The following is a 16044-nucleotide window of genomic DNA, read 5'->3' as shown; positions in this document are numbered from 1 at the left end:
CGCCATGCCCAGCGCCTGCCCCGCCGCCCCGGCCAATGTCCATCTCGTCCACGCACTGCTGGATGCGACCGACTGCCATGTGCGCGAGCTCGTCCACACCGGCTACGAGGGGCTGTTTCAGGGCGGCGGCGCCTTTGCCGCGGTGCTGACCACGCTGATGACGCTCTATGTCGCACTGATCGGCTATCAGCTGATGCTCGGCCGGGGCGGCTTGCGGGTTGGCGATGTGACGCTCTCCGTGGTGAAGCTTGCCGCGATCCTCTCGTTTGCCACGCAATGGGAAGCCTATCAGGCGATCGTGGTGCGCGTGCTGTTTGATGGCACCGCGCAGATCGCTACCGCGATGCTGCATCTCGATGTCAGTGCCGGGAGCGGGGGCGATATCTTCGACCGCCTGCAGCGCGCGTTCGACATTCTGAGCATTGCGCCGCCCCCTCCTCCACCGCCCAAGGCTGCAGGCCCGTTCGGCGCGCTGGCCCCGCTCACCGCGCTGCAATCGCTGCCGCTGGTGGGGGGCGGGATGAAGGTGCTGGCCTTGAAGGCATCGGCCGCCATGCTGCTGTTCTTCAGCCTAGGCATCCTGCTCGCGACGAAAGTCGTGCTCGGTGTGCTGCTCGCGCTCGGCCCGATCTTCATTGCGTTGTTGCTGTTCGATGTGACGCGCGGCTTGTTCGAGGGATGGCTGCGCGCGGCGCTTGCCTTCGCCTTCGCCCCGGCGACCACCATCTTCCTGCTCGCGGTCATGCTCGAAATCCTCGAGCCGTCGCTGGCGGCGATGGTCAAGGAGCGCGCCACCGGCGCAGTGAGCAGCGAGACCGCCTATGGCGTGGTGCTGCTGGTGATGGTCTTCGCCGCTGTCTCGACCGGCCTGCTGATTGCCTCGGCCAGCGTGTTTCGCGGCTTCCGCCTGCCCGATCGCAAGCCTGCCGCGCCTCCGCCGGTACCCTTGTCGGCACCGCCCCAGCTCACCCCGGCGGCGGACCGCGTGATCACGCCCGCCGCGCAGACCAGTGCTGCCGTGGCCGCGATGGCGCGGCGGGAGGAGCGGCTGGCGCCTGCCTATGGGAGCGAAAGCACCGTGCGCATTCTGGGCAACCTGGGCGGCGGCGGTGCTGCCGCTGCCAACCGCGATTCCGGCGGTCCTTCACGGGACCAGACCCGCCTCGGCGACGGCGCACGGCGGATCGCTGCCGGACGTACCGTTTCCGGCGCCGCTGCAAGAAGGCCTGATTGATCATGGACGAGCCCCGCACCGAACCGGCCTACAAGCGGTTCCTCCAGCAACGCCCCGATAGCTGGGGCGAGGATCTCATCGAACGCGCCCACACCGAGCGGCGGCGCGCAATGATGCTGGCCGGCATCGCCGCACTGATCGCGGTGCTGGAAGCGGTCGCTCTGGCAGCGCTCGCGCCGATGAAGACGGTGGTGCCCTATACCATCCTCGTCGACCGGCAGAGCGGCTATGCCGAGACGATCAAGGGCCTCGCCCCCGGCCCCCTCACGCAGGACAGCGCCATCGCCCAGTCGGCGATTGTCCAGTATGTCATCGCGCGCGAAACCTTCGACGCCGCCGATTTGCGCACGAATTACGAAAAGACCGCCTTGTGGTCGGATGGCCCGGTGCGGGGCGAATATCGCCGCCTCTACCAGCGCGACAACCCCGATAGCCCGCTCAAGCTCTACCCGGCGACCACGGTTGTCTCGGCTGTGGTCAAAAGCGTCTCCATGCTGCGCCCTGGCAGCGCGACAGTGCGCTTCGATACGATCCGCCACGATCAGGGTGCCAGCGGCGGCGAGCGGCGCAGCTATACCGCAGTGATCGAATTCCGCTTTTCCGGCGCGCCGATGCGCATGGAAGACCGCTTCATCAATCCGCTCGGTTTTCAGGTGACGCATTATCGGCGCGATGCCGAAGATGCGGTCCCCACCCCGGTCCAGTTCGACAGCGCCCTGGGGGTGCCGACCCAATGACCGGGACCCGCCTCCGCCTCTTTACCGCGCTGGCCGCGACATGGCTGTCGTGCGTCGCGGCGACCGCGCCGGATCTGGTGCCCCCATCCGATCCGCACATTCGCAACATCGCCTATGATCCCGATCGTCTGGTGACGCTGCACGGCCAGCTCGGTTTCCAGATCATGATCGAGTTCGCCCCGGACGAGCATATCGAAAACGTCTCGATCGGCGATGCGCTGGCCTGGCAAGTGGTGCCCAACAAGCGCGCCAATATCCTGTTCCTGAAGCCGCTCGACGCCGATATCCTCACCAACATGTCGGTCGTGACCGACCAGCGTCGCTACATCTTCGATCTCGATGCCAGCCCCGGCAAACCGGCACATGCCGCGCACGCCAGCAGCGCCCTGCACACCAGCGCGCGCACCTATGTCGTGCGCTTCATCTATCCCGCCGTCCCGGTCGAGGCCGCCGCCGCACCTGCCGCGCCGCCGCCGCCGGTGCGCAGCAACACGCGCTACAGCTATACCGGGGCGCGGTCGCTGCTGCCGACGCTGGTCTTCGACGATGGCCACTTCACTTACTTCAAGTGGTCCGAACAGACCCCGACGCCTGCGATCTTCGCGCTCTCCAGCACGGGCGAGGGCAGCAAGGGCGAGGAAAGCCTCGTCAACTATGGCGTCCGCCAGGGCTACACGATCGTCGAACAGACCGCCCCGCGCTTCATCCTGCGCAACGGCACCGAAACGACCACGCTGATCAACGAAGGCTGGCAGGAGCCCGATCCCGGCCCGGATGCACCGCCGCCGTTCGACGCCAAAGCCGAGAAAGCCGCCAAATCCAGATTGCGAGCCCAGCCATGAGCGACCCCCTCTATCACCGCCCCCTTGCCGAGAGTGCTGCCGATGGCCCGCCGCTTCCTGCGGTCGCGCCGCAGCACGCACCGCGCGGCGGCTGGTGGATCGGCGGGGGAGCCACCGCACTCGGCGTGCTGTGCTTCGCGTGGCTCTACGGCGCGCAACCGCCCACCAGCGACAGCCTCGTCACACCGGGGAAGCGCCCGGCCGATCTGGTCGCCCCGCTCGCACCGCCTGCAGAATTCGCCGCCGTGGAAGCCGCCGCGCGCGGCGCCGCGCCGCAGCCTGCGCCGAGCCAGTCTCCGGTGTCAGCGGTCCTGCCCGACGCTGGATCGCTGGCGCCCGTCAGCGTCACAAGCGCCGGCTTCACGAGCCCGCTGCCGACAGGGCCGGATCCGTCCCAACGGCTGAAGGCACCGGCGCTGATCGTCGATCTCTCGGTCGCCCCGCCAGCCCCGGCAAGCGAACCAGCCAGAGCCGCTGCCAGCGAAGCGGCGAAATCCGCCAGCGGCAGGAACGGCAATGCTGCCCGCCTCGATAGCGACGAGCAGTTCGCCGAGCGCGTCTCCGCTGCCGAACCGGAGAAAGCGCGCGCCACCCAGCTGCACAATCTGGCGACGGTTGTGCCGCAGGGCGCGATCATCCCTGCCGTCCTGGAAACCGCGCTCAATTCGGACTTGCCCGGTTTCGCCCGCGCCGTCGTCAGCCGCGACGTGCGCGGTTTCGATGGCAGCACCGCGGTGATCCCGCGCGGCAGCCGCCTTGTCGGCCAATACAAGAGCGCCGTCGCGCAAGGCCAGTCGCGCGCCTTCGTGATCTGGACAAGGGTCATCCGGCCGGATGGCGTTTCAATCCAGATCGGCTCGCCCGCTGCCGATACCCTTGGCCGTGCCGGGCTGGCCGGCAAGGTCAACCGGCACTTCTTCCAGCGCTTCACCAATTCGGTGCTGCTCTCGGTCGTCAATGCATCGATCGCCTCGGTGGCGCGCGGTTCGGGCACGCAGATCCTCATCGGATCGAGCCAGGAAGCGACCGGCCTGGCCGCAGCGCTCCTGCCCACCGAAGCCATCCCGCCGACGATCAAGATCGCGCAAGGCACGCCGGTGCGCGTGTTCGTTGCGCGCGATCTCGATTTCAGCGGCGTGGGCGGAGCCGAGGAATGAACGCGATTGCCCCGCCCGGCACCTATCTCGATGCCTATCTGCGGCCGCTCATGCCGTGGCTGGACCGCGCCGATGTCACCGACATCTACATCAATGCGCCCGGCGAGGTCTGGGTCGAAACGCTCGATGGCCAGAGCCTGTGCCACCCGGCGCCCGAACTGACCGAGCCCAATCTGTGGCGGCTCGCCACCCAGATTGCCGCGATCACCCATCAGGGGATCAGCCGCGAACATCCGCTGGTCTCCGCCACCCTGCCCGGCGGCGCGCGCGTGCAGATTGTCGCGCCGCCTGCCACCCGGGGCCCGCTCGTGATGGCAATCCGGCGGCAGGTCGTGCGCGCACTGTCGCTCGCCGATTATGAGGCGGACGATGCCTTTTCCGCCACCGCGATCGGCGAAAGCCATGAGGGAACCGCCGAGGATGCCGTGCTCGCGGCGTTGCTGGAGAAGCGGCAGATCGGCGAATTCCTCCGCCGCGCGGTGGAAGCGCGCAAGAACATCCTCATCTCGGGCGGCACTTCCACCGGCAAGACCACGTTCCTCAACGCCCTGCTCAAGGCCGTGCCGACACGCGAGCGGCTGGTGCTGATCGAAGACACGCCCGAAGTGGAGATGACACACCCCAACAGCATTGGCCTCATCGCAGTTCGCGGCGGTCAGGGCGAAGCGCAAGTGGAGGCAGAGGATTTGCTCAAGGCCTCGCTGCGCCTGCGGCCCGACCGCATCATTCTGGGCGAACTGCGCGGCGGCGAGGCGTTCAGCTTCCTGCGCGCGGTCAATTCGGGCCATCCCGGCTCGATCACCACGGTCCATGCCGATAGCCCTGCCGGTGCCATCGACCAGATCGCGCTGATGGTCATGCAAAACGGCACCAGCCTCGCGCGCGCCGAGATCGTTCGCTATGTCGAGAGCGTGATCGACGTCTCGGTCCAGCTGGTGCGCAGCCACGGGCGGCGCAAGATCGGGCGGGTCGTGCTGCGGCGATGACGGGCGTTGCCGGTCAGAGCCCGCTGAACCAGTTGTAGCCCGAGGTTTCCCAGGTCCCGCCGGTATAGTCGTTGCCGACCTCGATCTCGCCGATATGCTTGGGGTTCTTGAAGCCAAGCTTGGTCGGCACGCGCAGTTTCATGGGAAAGCCGTGCGCGCGCGGCAGGATCTGGTCATCCATCCAGAAGCACAGCTGCGTCTGCGGATGCAGCGCGGTCGCCATGTCGATGGAGGTCGTATAATCATCGTCGCAGCGGAACGTGACGTACCTGGCATGCAGGTCCGCGCCGACACGGGTCAGGAACTCCGAGAAGCGCACCCCGGTCCACTTGCCGATCGCGCTCCAGCCTTCGATGCAGATGTGCCGTGTGATCTGGGCGAAACGCGGCAGCGCATGGAGCTGCGGCAGCGTCCAGTCATCCTTGCGCTCGACCCGGCCGGTCACGTTGAGCACAAAGTCCGCAGGGTCGATCACCGGCGCGAGATCGGGCGAGTTGGGCGTATAGAACGAATTGAACGGAAATGGCCGCGTGATCATGCTGGCAGGATATTCGCGGGCGAGCCGGGCAGGATTGAACAGCCAGGCCTGCGCGCGGTCGTTGAAATCCGACATCGCCCCCAACGCGCGTTCGGCGCCGAAGCCATCGGTCACATCGCAGCCGCTGAGCATGGCAATCGTGCCAAAGCCCAGCGCGTTTCTGAGGAACAGCCGCCGGGTCGGCAGGTCGAGCCTGCGGGCGGCGTCCTGCAGGATATAGCGGACTTCATCGTCCCCACGTTCGGGCATGGGTTCAGGCTCCTCGGATCATCGCCAGCAGGCTGCGGGGAACGAGCACCGCCATCACGACATGGATCAGCGTGAACAGGACTATCCCGGCCATGGCGGTAAAATGGATGATGCGCGCGGAGGCGAAATCGCCCAGCAGCCAGCAGAGCCAGCCGAACTGCACCGGCTTCCAGATCGCCAGCCCGCTGGCGGCGACCAGCACGCCCAGCCCGATCACGCCGGCATAGAGCAACCGCTGGACGCCATTGTAGGCCGAGATATCCGCATGCGAGAGCGTACCGCGCAGCGCGGCGAGGCTGTCGGCAAGCGCATCGCGCAGGCTCACCGGGCGCAGCTTGCGCGCGAAACGGCCGCTGGCGAGGCCATAGGCGAGATAGATCAGGCCATTGCCCGCAAGCACCCACATCGCGGCAAAATGCCACTGCAGCGCACCGATCAGCCCGCCGCCGAGCAACATGCTATCGGGAAACCGAAAGGGGGCGATCGGGTAGGCATTGTGGATGGCCCAGCCGCTCATGATCATCACGGTCATCGCCGCCGCATTGAGCCAATGGCACAGCCGCACGACAAGCGGATGGAGCGTCGCAGTGCGCTGGCGGTCAGGGAGCATGGAAGTCGCCATGATCGGCTTTCGCGCTGGACGGATGGGGGTGGTGGATAGGAGGGCGGCCCCGGGGGAGTGGCCAGGAAACCACTCCACCCGGAACCCGGTGCAGCTCAGGGCAGCAGCACCGTATCGACAACGTGGATCACGCCGTTGCTCTGGTTGACGTCGGGGATCGTCACGAGCGACTTGCCACCCTTGGCATCGGTGATCTGGATCCGGCGGCCAAGCTGGCTGAAGGTCAGTTCTTCACCCTGCACGGTCTTGATCATGGCCTTGCCGTGACCGGCCTTGATCATCATGCGCAGCACGGTGGCCGAAAGCTTGCCGGGCAGGACGTGGTAGGTCAGGACCGTGGTGAGCTGGCCCTTGTTCTCGGGCTTCAGCAGTGTCGCAACCGTGCCGGCCGGGAGCTTGGCGAACGCGGCGTTGGTCGGCGCGAACACCGTGAACGGGCCCGGGCCCGACAGCGTATCGACCAGACCGGCGGCCTTCACCGCGGCGACCAGCGTGGTGTGATCCTTCGAGTTCACCGCATTCTGGATGATGTTCTTGGTGGCATACATCGGGGCGCCGCCCACCGTGACCGGGGCCGGAGCCGCAATCGCGGAGACACCGGCGACGCTGGCAGTCGCAAGAATGACGGCCGCGAGGAAAGAGTTCTTCATGGGAAAGTCCTTTTGTTTCATGAATATAGACAGCTGGAACAATTCGCGCAGCGATTGCGCGATCGGAGGAACCGAAGATTCCATCGAAACCTGTCCACCGATGCCCCTACTACGGGAGGGGAAACTGGCCGGATGCACGCGGGCCGCAATTTTTGTGATGGGGCCCCGCCCAGACAGGCGATTTTTTTGGCTCGCGATGCATCCCGGGCATTGCCCTCGGGCGTATAGGCTATGTCAGCCAACTGGGCATGACACGGTCGATGCGCTTTTTGCCCCCGAAGCGATCGGCACTCGTGGCGGGGGCACACTTACCCGCAGATGCTGCCGGCGCTCCCCCCTCCCGCACAGGGCGCTTCCAGCAAGGTGTGCATCCGTCCGGAATATGGGGGGCCAACGCCCCCCATATTTTATCGCAAGGCGCGGCTCACCCGGCGCGGATGGCAGGCACGTGCCGGCACGGCGAGAATCTTCTTGAAATCCGAAACTAACCAACGGCGTATGGCACAATGACGAACAATGATCTGCCGACGCCAGCGTCCGGAGCCAGTGCGCCGATCGCGCCGGACCTGTCACCGGATCAGGCTCTGGCGCTGGACTTTGCGCTGGGCATTCTGGTCGAGCCGCTGCTTGGCGAGGCTAACCGGCGCTGCCGCGATGAAGCGGCGTTCAGCCAGCTGGTGGAGGAGTACCGCGCGATGATCGCCGGCCTTGCGGACAGCAGCGCGGAAGAGACACCCGTGCCACCGTCACCGAAGACCTGGGCGGCCATTGCGGCGCGCACCGGGGCAGACGGCTCGCACTGAACACTGCGGGCCTAGCCGCCCGCCGCTTCGCTTTCGCCCGCCAGCCCGCGCCGCATCGCGTTGATCGCGGTCACCACGCTGCGGTGGACCGTCCTGGCATCGTATCCAAGATTGCGCTGCAGAAAGACGAAGTTCTCGGTGCTCATCAGCGTCAGCATCGCGGAGGCCGCCGATGTTCGCAGCTCTTCGCTGAGGCCGGGATACTCATTGCCCAGCATGCGCAGGAGATTCTGGTAGCCAAGCTCGTAAAGCGGCTTGCGCAATTCCCGTCCGACCGCCGACAGATAGGTTTCGCTGACGATCTGCCGGTCGATTTCCCAGGCACTATAGCGGGCCTCTACCCACACCAGCAGTTCGTCGATCGTCTGCGGCAGCTTGATGTCCGGGCCGCCGACAGCCTGCTCGAGATGCCATTTGACAAAGGCGCGGATCAGTTCGTCGCGCGAGCGATAATGGCGATAGACGGTCTGTTCGGTCACTTCCGCAACGCGGGCCACTTCGGCGACACTGACCGCCGCAAGATCCCCGTTGCGGATCACCGTCCCGACCGCATCGAGGATGATCTGCGAGGTCTGCTCCTTCAAACGCGCACGCAGCGGGCTTTGATAGGTTGCCTTGGGGCCGTCAGACGTCACGCTACAAGAATTCCTGCGAGGGCCAGCAAGTCTGCACAAGGCTGAGGCGGCTGCCCCTGATCATGCGACAGCCTTTGTCCATGCACTGGCCATCTTGCTGTCACCGTCCGGATCCGTCAACACGGACCGCAGCCGCATCAGCCCGCGCCGAGCCCGCGCCTTGGCGGTCGGCGTCGGAACCTGATCAGCCAGCCCGACTTCATCATGCGTCCAGCCCTGAACGATCACGCGGCAGATCGTCGTGCGCTGCTCCGGCGTCAGCTGCGCAAGCGACCGCTCAAGATCCAGCCGGTCCAGCACCGGCTCGGGCGCGATGGGCGTTTCGGGCAAGTCCTCGCCGCACTGGTAGCGCGCGATGTGCCGGTCCTGACGCAACCGGTCGATCGCCGCATTGCGGAGCACGCGCATGATCCACGCCGAGGCGGTGCCGCGCGCGGGATCGAACTGGCGGGCATTGTTCCAGATGCGGACAAAGGCCTCCTGCAGCGCATCCTCGGCGGCATCGCGGCTGCCCAGCACCGACATGGCCTTCGCCAGCAGGCGCGGCGCGGTTGCATCATACAGGTGGCGGAATGCCCGATGATCGCCCCGGCAAACGCGCAGCATCAGCAACTCGATCGCTTCGGCCCGGGGAACCGGAGGCACAGCGCGCGCCGGTGGGGACGGCGGGCAGATACCATCTTCGGTCAGCGGCTCGCCTGGATTGGTCAAAGAAGTATCGTCAAACATGGCCTGCCCTCTGCGTTGACGTTGCGCTGCACGAAGGCCACCGACCGACTCATGCTGTAAGTGCAGCAAACTCTATGTAGGTTATACTAACATGAATTTAGACATGGTCAATCCGATTCTGTGAAGTGGGCCCAATCGCTTTTGGAATCCCGCTTGGCGCGCTATGGAGCGGCCGATGGGTTGGGATGTCTCGGCGGGGGGCTGGCCGAATGCCGCAGTTGGCGTTGCGTATTGGCCGCGTGGCATTGGCGTCCATTTGCGCCGTGGCCGCGCAGGGCACCGCGCTTGCCGGCACACCAACCACCGCCGCAGCGCCGGAAGCTGTCCCCCCTGCAGCCGAAGCTACGGCGGCCCAGGGCGAACTCGTCGTCACCGCGCGCAAACGGCCCGAACGTGCGGTCGATGTTCCCGTCGCCCTGTCGATTGTCACCGGCGATCTGCTCGAAAGCCGCCGCCTCTATCAGATCGAGGATCTGAAACAGCTCTCCCCCGGCCTCAACATCAGCTACTTCAATCCGCGCGGTAACTACGTCTCGATCCGCGGCATTGGCCGCAATCCGGCCAGCGACGGCCTTGAGCCTGCGGTCGGCATTTTCGTCGACGGCGTCTACCTCGGTCGACCGGGAATGGCCGTCTACGATCTGGCAGATATCGACACCGTCCAGATCCTGCGCGGGCCCCAGAGCACGCTGTTCGGCAAGAACACCACGGCAGGGGCCATCGTCATCACCACCCGCGCGCCGGACTTCCGCAGCGAAGGTGAGGCCGAAGCGACGATCGGCAGCAACGGTTATGTCCAGCTCCGCGGAAGCGCATCGGGCGCGCTGATCGACCAGCGGCTCGCGGTGCGGCTGTCCCTCTATCACACCGGGCAGGCCGGATGGGTCGCGCGGTTGGGCGGCGGCCCCAAACTGAACGGCAGCGATCGCACTGGCGGCCGCCTCCAGTTCCTGCTCGAACCCTCCGCGACCATAAAACTGCGGCTGAGCGCGGATTACCACGAAGAGAGCGACAGTTGCTGCACACTGGTGGCCGGTTCGTTCGGGCCAGCTTCGGCCACTTATCTCGCACGGGTGGCAGCGGCAGGCGGCGCGGCGGTGCTGGGCGGCCGCGATTATCTGACGACCGCCGATGCGCCGACGTTCCTGAAGGTTCAGCAAGGCGGGGCTGCCGCCAACCTCGTCGCCGACCTCGGCGCGGCCGAGCTGACCTCGATCACCGCCTACCGCAAGTGGCACTACCGCGCGGGCTTTGACGGCGATCTCTCAAGCGCGGATGCCTATGTCTCCGCCGCCGTCCCCACTGACGACTGGCAGTTCAGCGAGGAACTACGGCTCGCCAACCACAGCGGCAGCAGTGTCGATTGGACCGCCGGCGCCTATTATCTCCGCCAGTCGCTGGAATCGGCGCTCCGGCTGGCTTTCGGTGGGCAAGCGGCAAGCTTCCTCGGCAACACCTCCTCGCCCCCCGCCGGGCTGCGTGTGTTCAACAACACGGTCAGTTCAACCGGGTTCAACCTTAATGGCGAGACGCTGGCCGCGTTCGGGCAGCTCACCTGGCATATCGATCCGCGCCTTGCCTTCACCGTCGGCGCACGCGGGACGTATGAACGCAAATGGGGGATCATCGATCGCCCCTCCAACCCGGCGCAGCCCGCGTACCGGCAGGCGCTTTCGATCAGCGAGGTCGATCCGGCGGGAACGATTGCGCTGGCCTACGCAGCAAATGCCGATCTGCACTTCTATGGAAGCTTCTCGCGCGGGAGCAAGGCGGGCGGGATCAATCCGATCGTCGCAACGTCCACCGACGACCAGATTGTCCACCCCGAACATACCGACAGCTTCGAACTTGGGCTCAAATCAGCATTGCTGGGAGGGCGCGCGCATCTGGACCTCGGCCTGTTCTACACCCGCATCAGCGATTATCAGGCCACACTCAACCGGCTGTTCAGGGCGATCCTGACCAACGTCGGGCAGGTTTCGACACGCGGCGTCGAATTGCAGGCGGACTGGCAGCCGTCCCGCGGGCTCGGCTTCGCCTTCAATGGATCCTTCAGCGACGCCCACTACGATCGCTACCCGAACGCCCCCTGCCCTCCCGAGCGCACCGCAGCGCCCAGCTGCGATCTCAGCGGACAAGCGCTGGCCGATGCGCCGCGCTGGATCATCAACGCATCCGCGCGCTACCGGCACCGGCTGGGAACCATTGGCGACATCTCGCTGGCGGCGGACTACAGCTACAAGTCAGCCTATTTCGGCAATATCGACAACAGTTCCTATTCCCGCCTCGGCGATGTCGGGATCGTCAATGCGCAGCTGGGGCTGGATCTCAAACGCAGCGGCACAAGTCTTCTGCTCTGGGTCAAGAACCTCGGCGATGCGCGGTATCTCCAAAGCTACCCGCTAGGCGGGGGCACCATCTACGGCGCCTATTTCGGAACCATCGGCTTGCCGCGCGCATTCGGGCTGACTGTCAGCAACCGCTTCTTCTGAGGCGGCTTGCCGGGCGCGTGTTCACGCCAAACCAGCCGCCTTGATCCCGGCCAGCGCAGCGAGTTCGTCGTTGTCGCTGGTATCGCCGGTCACGCCCACTGCGCCGATCACCGTGCCCTCCGCATCCTTCACCAGCACGCCGCCTGCTGCAGGCACGATCCCTGCCGGATTGAGCCCGGCCGCCGCGTTGATGAAAGTCGGCCGCTCGATCGCCATCTCGCCAATCGTGCGCGAGGAAACCCCCAGCGCCAGCGCGCCGGAGGCCTTGGCCGTCGCGATCTGCGGGCGCAAGTTGGAAGACCCATCCTCGCGCGCAAAGGCGATCATGTGGCCGCCGGCATCGAGCACGGCAACGCTGATCGGCTTGAGGCCAAGCGCACGCGCTTCCTTGAGCGCGCCGGTAACGATGGCCTGGGCCTGATCGAGCGAGATACGGGTCATAGGTGTTACTCCTGGGGAAGATGACTGAGATTTGCCGGTTTCGGGCCGCCAGTGGCCCAATCGAGCAGTTCGATGGTGTGGACGACGGGCAGGCCCGAATGCCGCGCGATCTGCACCGCGCAGCCAACATTGCCGGTAGCGATCACGTCGGCTTCCAGCGCGCTGAGCTGCTCGGCCTTGCGCGCGCCGAGCTGGCCGGCAATCTCGCTCTGGAGGATATTGTACGTGCCCGCCGAACCGCAGCACAGATGCGCGTCCGCTGGCAGGCGGACGGTAAATCCAGCTTCCGCCAGCAGCCGTTTCGGCGCCTCGGTCACTTTCTGCCCGTGCTGCAAGGAGCAGGGCGGGTGATAGGCCACAGTAAGCCTTGGCGTAAGCCCGCGCGGCGTGGCCGTTGGCAGGCCCACCTTGGCCAGATACTCGCTCACATCCATCGCCAGCGCGCTCACCCGCGCCGCTTTCTCCGCATAGGCGGGATCGGCGCGCAGCATATGGCCATAGTCCTTGATCGTGGTGCCGCAGCCCGAGGTCGTGACGATCACCGCATCGAGGCCCTTCCCCTCGATCTCGGCCATCCACGCATCGACATTGCGCCGCGCCGCCTCCAGCGCATCGCCCTCGCGCCCCATATGGTGGACCAGCGCGCCGCAGCAGCCCTCGCCCTTTGCAAACACCACTTCATGCCGCGCGCGCTCCAGTAGCCGCACCGTCGCCGCGCGTACCTCAGGGCTCAGCACCGGCTCCGCGCAGCCCTGCAGCAACGCCACACGGCCCTTCGGCGCCGCCAACCGCTCCGGCTGCACCAGCACTGGCGCAGGCACCCGCGCCGGAGCGAGCGAGACCATCGCCGCCAGCGGCCGCAGCGCCTTGATTCGCTGCATCAGCGGGACAAACGGCCGCCCCAGCGGTGCCAGCTCCAACGCCAGCCGCATCCGCCCCGGATAGGGCAGCACCGCAGCGAGCAATGAACGGACCCAGCGCTCATGCCAGGGCCGCCGGTGATGTTCCTGGATGTAGGCCCGCGCGTGATCGACGAGGTGCATGTAGTTCACCCCCGAAGGACACGTCGTCATGCAGGCGAGGCACGATAGGCAGCGGTCAACGTGCTTGACCGTCTCCGGACCCGGCTTGCGCTGGTTTTCCAGCATGTCCTTGATCAGATAGATCCGCCCGCGCGGGCTGTCGTTTTCGTCGCCCAGCAGCACATAAGTCGGGCAGGTTGCGGTGCAGAATCCGCAGTGGACGCACTTGCGGATCACGCTTTCCGACGTCGCCATCGCCGGATCGGCGAGCGCGCCTGCGTCAAACCGCGTCTGCATGTGCATCCTCCGCGAACCGCCCGGTGGCGAACACGTCCTTGGGGTCGAACGCCCGTCGCACCCGCGCCTCCAGCGCCAGCACGCCCTGCGCGCGCGGCTGGAAGGCCGGAACCCGCGCCCGCATCGCCTCGGGCGCCAAGACCAGCCGCGCCTCGCCGCCCAGACTCGCCGCAGCCTCTCGCACGGCCTCGTCTTCGCGGTCCGTGCCGATCCAGAGCCGCCCGCCGCCCCAGTCCATCGCCCATTCGGCCCCCACAGGCAGCGCAGCAATCAGCTCCGGCGCGTGGCGCGGCGGCGTATGCACATCCCAGCGCACCGCCCCGCGCAAGGCCTCGCCCGTCATCGCCTGCCGCCACAAAGGCGCGGCTTCCTCCTCGGCCATGGCCTCCAGCGCGCAATGCCCCGCCAGCAACCCCGGCAAAACGGCACAACGCGCCGCCACCGAAGGCGCAAAGCCCGCCACGCGCAGCAGCACCGTCCCATCCGGCAAGGCAGCTGCGGCCGAGACATCCGCCCGGCTCCCCAGCGCACAAGCCATCGCCGCATGCGCCGCAGCTGGCGCGAGCCCACGCGCCGCCATCGTCACCACATCGCGCGGGGCGGGCAACACCTTCAGCGTCAGCTCGATCATCGCCCCGATCCGCCCCCACGATCCCGCCATCAGCTTGGGCAAGTCATAGCCGGTCACATTCTTGACGACTTTAGCGCCTGCGACAAACACCTCCCCGCGCCCGGAAACCGCCGTCAGCCCGAGCAGATGATCGCGCGCGCTCCCTGCTGTCACCCGGCGCGAACCGGCAACACCTGCCGCGACAGTCCCGCCAATGGTCGCGCCCGGATCGCCCCAGGGCTCGAAGGCCAGCATCTGCCCTTCGGACGCCACCAGCGCCTGCACATCGGCCAGCGGCGTTCCCGCCCGCACTGTCAGCACCAGCTCGGCAGGATCGTAATCCACCACGCCCGTCAGCCGCGCCAGCGACACCACCTCGGCCTCGCGAGGCGCACCAAACCCGGACTTCGTACCCCCGCCGCGCAGTTCCAGCTTGGCCCCCCGCGCCGCCGCATCAGCGACCATCGCGGCCAGCTCCGCCGCATTTCCGGGCTCCAGCATCAGAACCTCGGCAGCTCGGGATGCGGCAGCGCGCCGTGGTGGACATGCATCCGCCCCAGCTCCGCGCAGCGGTGCAGCACCGGAAACACCTTGCCCGGATTGAGCAACAGCTCCGGATCGAACGCGCATTTCACCCGCTGCTGCTGCTTGAGGTCTGCCTCGCTGAACATCTCGGGCATCAGATCGCGCTTCTCGATCCCGACGCCATGCTCGCCCGTCAGCACGCCGCCCACCGCCACGCAGAGCCGCAGGATATCCGCGCCAAACGCCTCCGCCTTGTCGAGCTCGCCCGGCACATTGGCATCGTAGAGGATCAGCGGATGGAGATTGCCATCACCTGCGTGAAAGACATTCGCCACCCGCAGGCCATATTCGCTCGATAGCTCCTCCATCCGCCGCAGCACATCGGGCAAGCGGCGGCGCGGGATCGTCCCGTCCATGCAGAGATAATCCGGCGAAATGCGCCCAACGGCCGGAAACGCCGCCTTGCGCCCCGCCCAGAACGCCATGCGCTCGGCCTCGTTTGCCGAAACCCGCGTCGTCACCGCGCCATTCGCATCGGCAATCCGCGCGATCTCGCCGATCAGGAAATCGCACTCCGCCGCCGGCCCATCGACCTCGACAATCAGCAGCGCCCCCACATCGAGTGGATAGCCGACCTGCACAAAGGCCTCCGCCGCATGGATCGCGGGCCGGTCCATCATTTCCATGCCCGCCGGAATGATCCCCTCGGCAATCACTTGCGCAACGCAGGCCCCCGCCTGTTCGGCATCGGGGAAGCCCACCAGCACCGCACGCGCCGTCTCGGGCTTGGGCAGGATGCGCACGGTCACTTCGGTGACCACGCCGAGCAGCCCCTCCGATCCGACCACGACACCCAACAGATCGAGCCCGCACGGATCAAGGTGCCGCCCGCCCAGCCGCAGGATCTCGCCGTCCATCATGACGATCTCGACCCCGAGCACGTTGTTGGTCGTCAGCCCGTATTTCAGGCAATGCACCCCGCCCGAATTCTCGGCGACATTGCCGCCGATCGTGCAGGCAATCTGGCTCGAAGGATCGGGTGCATAATAGAAGCCCCGGCCCTCCACCGCCTGTGTGATCGCAAGATTGGTGACGCCGGGCTGCACCACCGCCACGCGGTCCTCGTAGTCCACTTCAAGGATACGCTTGAACTTGCCCAGCCCCAGCAGCACCGCATCGGCCAGCGGCAGCGCCCCACCCGAAAGCGAGGTCCCCGCCCCGCGCGGCACGACCTTCACCCCCTCGGCATGGCACCACTTGAGCACGGCGGAAACCTGCGCCGTCGTCTCGGGCAGCACGACCATGAGCGGCGGCTGGCGATAGGCGGTCAGCCCGTCCGATTCCCATGGGCGCAGCGCCTCGGGCGCATCGATCACGCCCTCCCCCGGCACGATCACCCGCAGCGCCCGCGCGATCCGCTCGCGCTTGGCGAGCGTTTCGGCATCAGGCACCGGCATGGCAATCGTCATCGGGCG

General features: G+C 66.7%; 16 protein-coding genes. 7 read left to right on the top strand and 9 right to left on the bottom strand.

Going from position 1 to position 16044, the window contains the following annotated elements; all coding sequences use genetic code 11:
* The first annotated feature begins 4 nt into the window (after positions 1-4).
* From ACO056_RS05565 to virB11, 5 genes are read left to right on the top strand one after another with little or no spacing between them, the layout of a single operon-like run.
* Complete coding sequence (locus tag ACO056_RS05565) at positions 5-1234, top strand: type IV secretion system protein (protein WP_421853033.1); 1230 nt, start codon at positions 5-7, stop codon at positions 1232-1234.
* 2 nt (positions 1235-1236) lie between these two features.
* On the top strand, positions 1237-1971 hold the full coding sequence (locus ACO056_RS05560; protein WP_421853030.1) for a virB8 family protein: 735 nt from the start codon (positions 1237-1239) through the stop codon (positions 1969-1971).
* Positions 1968-2813 carry a TrbG/VirB9 family P-type conjugative transfer protein gene (locus tag ACO056_RS05555; RefSeq protein ID WP_421853027.1) on the top strand — a complete coding sequence of 282 codons (846 nt, stop codon included), beginning with the start codon at positions 1968-1970 and terminating at the stop codon, positions 2811-2813. Before ACO056_RS05560 ends, ACO056_RS05555 begins: the two co-directional genes overlap by 4 nt.
* On the top strand, positions 2810-3970 hold the full coding sequence (locus ACO056_RS05550) for a TrbI/VirB10 family protein (RefSeq protein ID WP_421853024.1): 1161 nt from the start codon (positions 2810-2812) through the stop codon (positions 3968-3970). Before ACO056_RS05555 ends, ACO056_RS05550 begins: the two co-directional genes overlap by 4 nt.
* On the top strand, positions 3967-4956 hold the full coding sequence (gene virB11, locus ACO056_RS05545) for a P-type DNA transfer ATPase VirB11 (RefSeq protein ID WP_421853021.1): 990 nt from the start codon (positions 3967-3969) through the stop codon (positions 4954-4956). The genes ACO056_RS05550 and virB11 overlap by 4 nt, the downstream gene beginning before the upstream one ends.
* 13 nt (positions 4957-4969) lie before the next feature.
* On the opposite strand, the gene ACO056_RS05540 is transcribed toward virB11, so the two are convergent.
* The 3 genes from ACO056_RS05540 to ACO056_RS05530 form a co-directional block, all read right to left on the bottom strand.
* Entirely contained in the window at positions 4970-5743 is a 774-nt protein-coding gene (locus tag ACO056_RS05540; protein WP_421853018.1) for a molybdopterin-dependent oxidoreductase, read from the bottom strand.
* Positions 5744-5747: 4 nt separating this feature from the next.
* Positions 5748-6365, bottom strand: coding sequence for a cytochrome b/b6 domain-containing protein (locus tag ACO056_RS05535; RefSeq protein WP_421853015.1), 618 nt, complete (start codon positions 6363-6365; stop codon positions 5748-5750).
* Between the two features lie 95 nt (positions 6366-6460).
* Positions 6461-7015, bottom strand: coding sequence for a fasciclin domain-containing protein (locus tag ACO056_RS05530; RefSeq protein WP_421853012.1), 555 nt, complete (start codon positions 7013-7015; stop codon positions 6461-6463).
* Between the two features lie 506 nt (positions 7016-7521).
* Between ACO056_RS05530 and ACO056_RS05525 the strand changes: the two genes are divergently transcribed.
* Complete coding sequence (locus ACO056_RS05525) at positions 7522-7818, top strand: hypothetical protein (protein ID WP_421853009.1); 297 nt, start codon at positions 7522-7524, stop codon at positions 7816-7818.
* A gap of 11 nt (positions 7819-7829) precedes the next feature.
* Here ACO056_RS05525 and ACO056_RS05520 read toward each other — a convergent pair whose 3' ends face one another.
* Positions 7830-8453, bottom strand: a complete 624-nt coding sequence (locus ACO056_RS05520; protein ID WP_421853006.1) for a TetR/AcrR family transcriptional regulator — start codon at positions 8451-8453, stop codon at positions 7830-7832.
* A gap of 60 nt (positions 8454-8513) precedes the next feature.
* Positions 8514-9182 carry an RNA polymerase sigma factor gene (locus tag ACO056_RS05515; protein WP_421853003.1) on the bottom strand — a complete coding sequence of 223 codons (669 nt, stop codon included), beginning with the start codon at positions 9180-9182 and terminating at the stop codon, positions 8514-8516.
* A gap of 209 nt (positions 9183-9391) precedes the next feature.
* Between ACO056_RS05515 and ACO056_RS05510 the strand changes: the two genes are divergently transcribed.
* Positions 9392-11674 carry a TonB-dependent receptor gene (locus tag ACO056_RS05510; RefSeq protein WP_421853000.1) on the top strand — a complete coding sequence of 761 codons (2283 nt, stop codon included), beginning with the start codon at positions 9392-9394 and terminating at the stop codon, positions 11672-11674.
* Between the two features lie 21 nt (positions 11675-11695).
* Here the strand turns inward: ACO056_RS05510 and ACO056_RS05505 are convergent, their stop codons facing one another.
* The 4 genes from ACO056_RS05505 to ACO056_RS05490 are packed head-to-tail and all read right to left on the bottom strand — an operon-like array spanning position 11696 to position 16038.
* A complete protein-coding gene (locus ACO056_RS05505) occupies positions 11696-12115 on the bottom strand; it encodes a GlcG/HbpS family heme-binding protein (protein ID WP_421852997.1) in 420 nt (139 codons plus the stop codon).
* A 5-nt stretch (positions 12116-12120) separates the two neighbouring features.
* Entirely contained in the window at positions 12121-13434 is a 1314-nt protein-coding gene (gene glcF, locus ACO056_RS05500) for a glycolate oxidase subunit GlcF (RefSeq protein WP_421852994.1), read from the bottom strand.
* Complete coding sequence (locus tag ACO056_RS05495) at positions 13418-14545, bottom strand: FAD-binding protein (protein WP_421852991.1); 1128 nt, start codon at positions 14543-14545, stop codon at positions 13418-13420. The genes glcF and ACO056_RS05495 overlap by 17 nt, the downstream gene beginning before the upstream one ends.
* A complete protein-coding gene (locus ACO056_RS05490) occupies positions 14545-16038 on the bottom strand; it encodes an FAD-linked oxidase C-terminal domain-containing protein (protein WP_421852988.1) in 1494 nt (497 codons plus the stop codon). Before ACO056_RS05490 ends, ACO056_RS05495 begins: the two co-directional genes overlap by 1 nt.
* Between the last annotated feature and the right edge of the window lie 6 nt (positions 16039-16044).

Source organism: Novosphingobium sp., from assembly GCF_965228995.1.
GTDB lineage: Bacteria > Pseudomonadota > Alphaproteobacteria > Sphingomonadales > Sphingomonadaceae > Novosphingobium.
This window is presented reverse-complemented; position numbering and strand designations above follow the sequence as displayed.

What these genes read in the sequence shown, in the direction of transcription:
- ACO056_RS05515 (WP_421853003.1), bottom strand. Translation starts at nt 9,182, where the DNA reads ATGTTTGACGATACTTCTTTGACCAATCCAGGCGAGCCGCTGACCGAA.
- ACO056_RS05510 (WP_421853000.1), top strand. Translation starts at nt 9,392, where the DNA reads ATGCCGCAGTTGGCGTTGCGTATTGGCCGCGTGGCATTGGCGTCCATT.
- virB11 (WP_421853021.1), top strand. Translation starts at nt 3,967, where the DNA reads ATGAACGCGATTGCCCCGCCCGGCACCTATCTCGATGCCTATCTGCGG.
- ACO056_RS05540 (WP_421853018.1), bottom strand. Translation starts at nt 5,743, where the DNA reads ATGCCCGAACGTGGGGACGATGAAGTCCGCTATATCCTGCAGGACGCC.
- ACO056_RS05495 (WP_421852991.1), bottom strand. Translation starts at nt 14,545, where the DNA reads ATGCTGGAGCCCGGAAATGCGGCGGAGCTGGCCGCGATGGTCGCTGAT.
- ACO056_RS05525 (WP_421853009.1), top strand. Translation starts at nt 7,522, where the DNA reads ATGACGAACAATGATCTGCCGACGCCAGCGTCCGGAGCCAGTGCGCCG.
- ACO056_RS05560 (WP_421853030.1), top strand. Translation starts at nt 1,237, where the DNA reads ATGGACGAGCCCCGCACCGAACCGGCCTACAAGCGGTTCCTCCAGCAA.
- ACO056_RS05555 (WP_421853027.1), top strand. Translation starts at nt 1,968, where the DNA reads ATGACCGGGACCCGCCTCCGCCTCTTTACCGCGCTGGCCGCGACATGG.
- ACO056_RS05550 (WP_421853024.1), top strand. Translation starts at nt 2,810, where the DNA reads ATGAGCGACCCCCTCTATCACCGCCCCCTTGCCGAGAGTGCTGCCGAT.
- glcF (WP_421852994.1), bottom strand. Translation starts at nt 13,434, where the DNA reads ATGCAGACGCGGTTTGACGCAGGCGCGCTCGCCGATCCGGCGATGGCG.
- ACO056_RS05535 (WP_421853015.1), bottom strand. Translation starts at nt 6,365, where the DNA reads ATGGCGACTTCCATGCTCCCTGACCGCCAGCGCACTGCGACGCTCCAT.
- ACO056_RS05490 (WP_421852988.1), bottom strand. Translation starts at nt 16,038, where the DNA reads ATGACGATTGCCATGCCGGTGCCTGATGCCGAAACGCTCGCCAAGCGC.
- ACO056_RS05565 (WP_421853033.1), top strand. Translation starts at nt 5, where the DNA reads ATGCCCAGCGCCTGCCCCGCCGCCCCGGCCAATGTCCATCTCGTCCAC.
- ACO056_RS05505 (WP_421852997.1), bottom strand. Translation starts at nt 12,115, where the DNA reads ATGACCCGTATCTCGCTCGATCAGGCCCAGGCCATCGTTACCGGCGCG.
- ACO056_RS05530 (WP_421853012.1), bottom strand. Translation starts at nt 7,015, where the DNA reads ATGAAGAACTCTTTCCTCGCGGCCGTCATTCTTGCGACTGCCAGCGTC.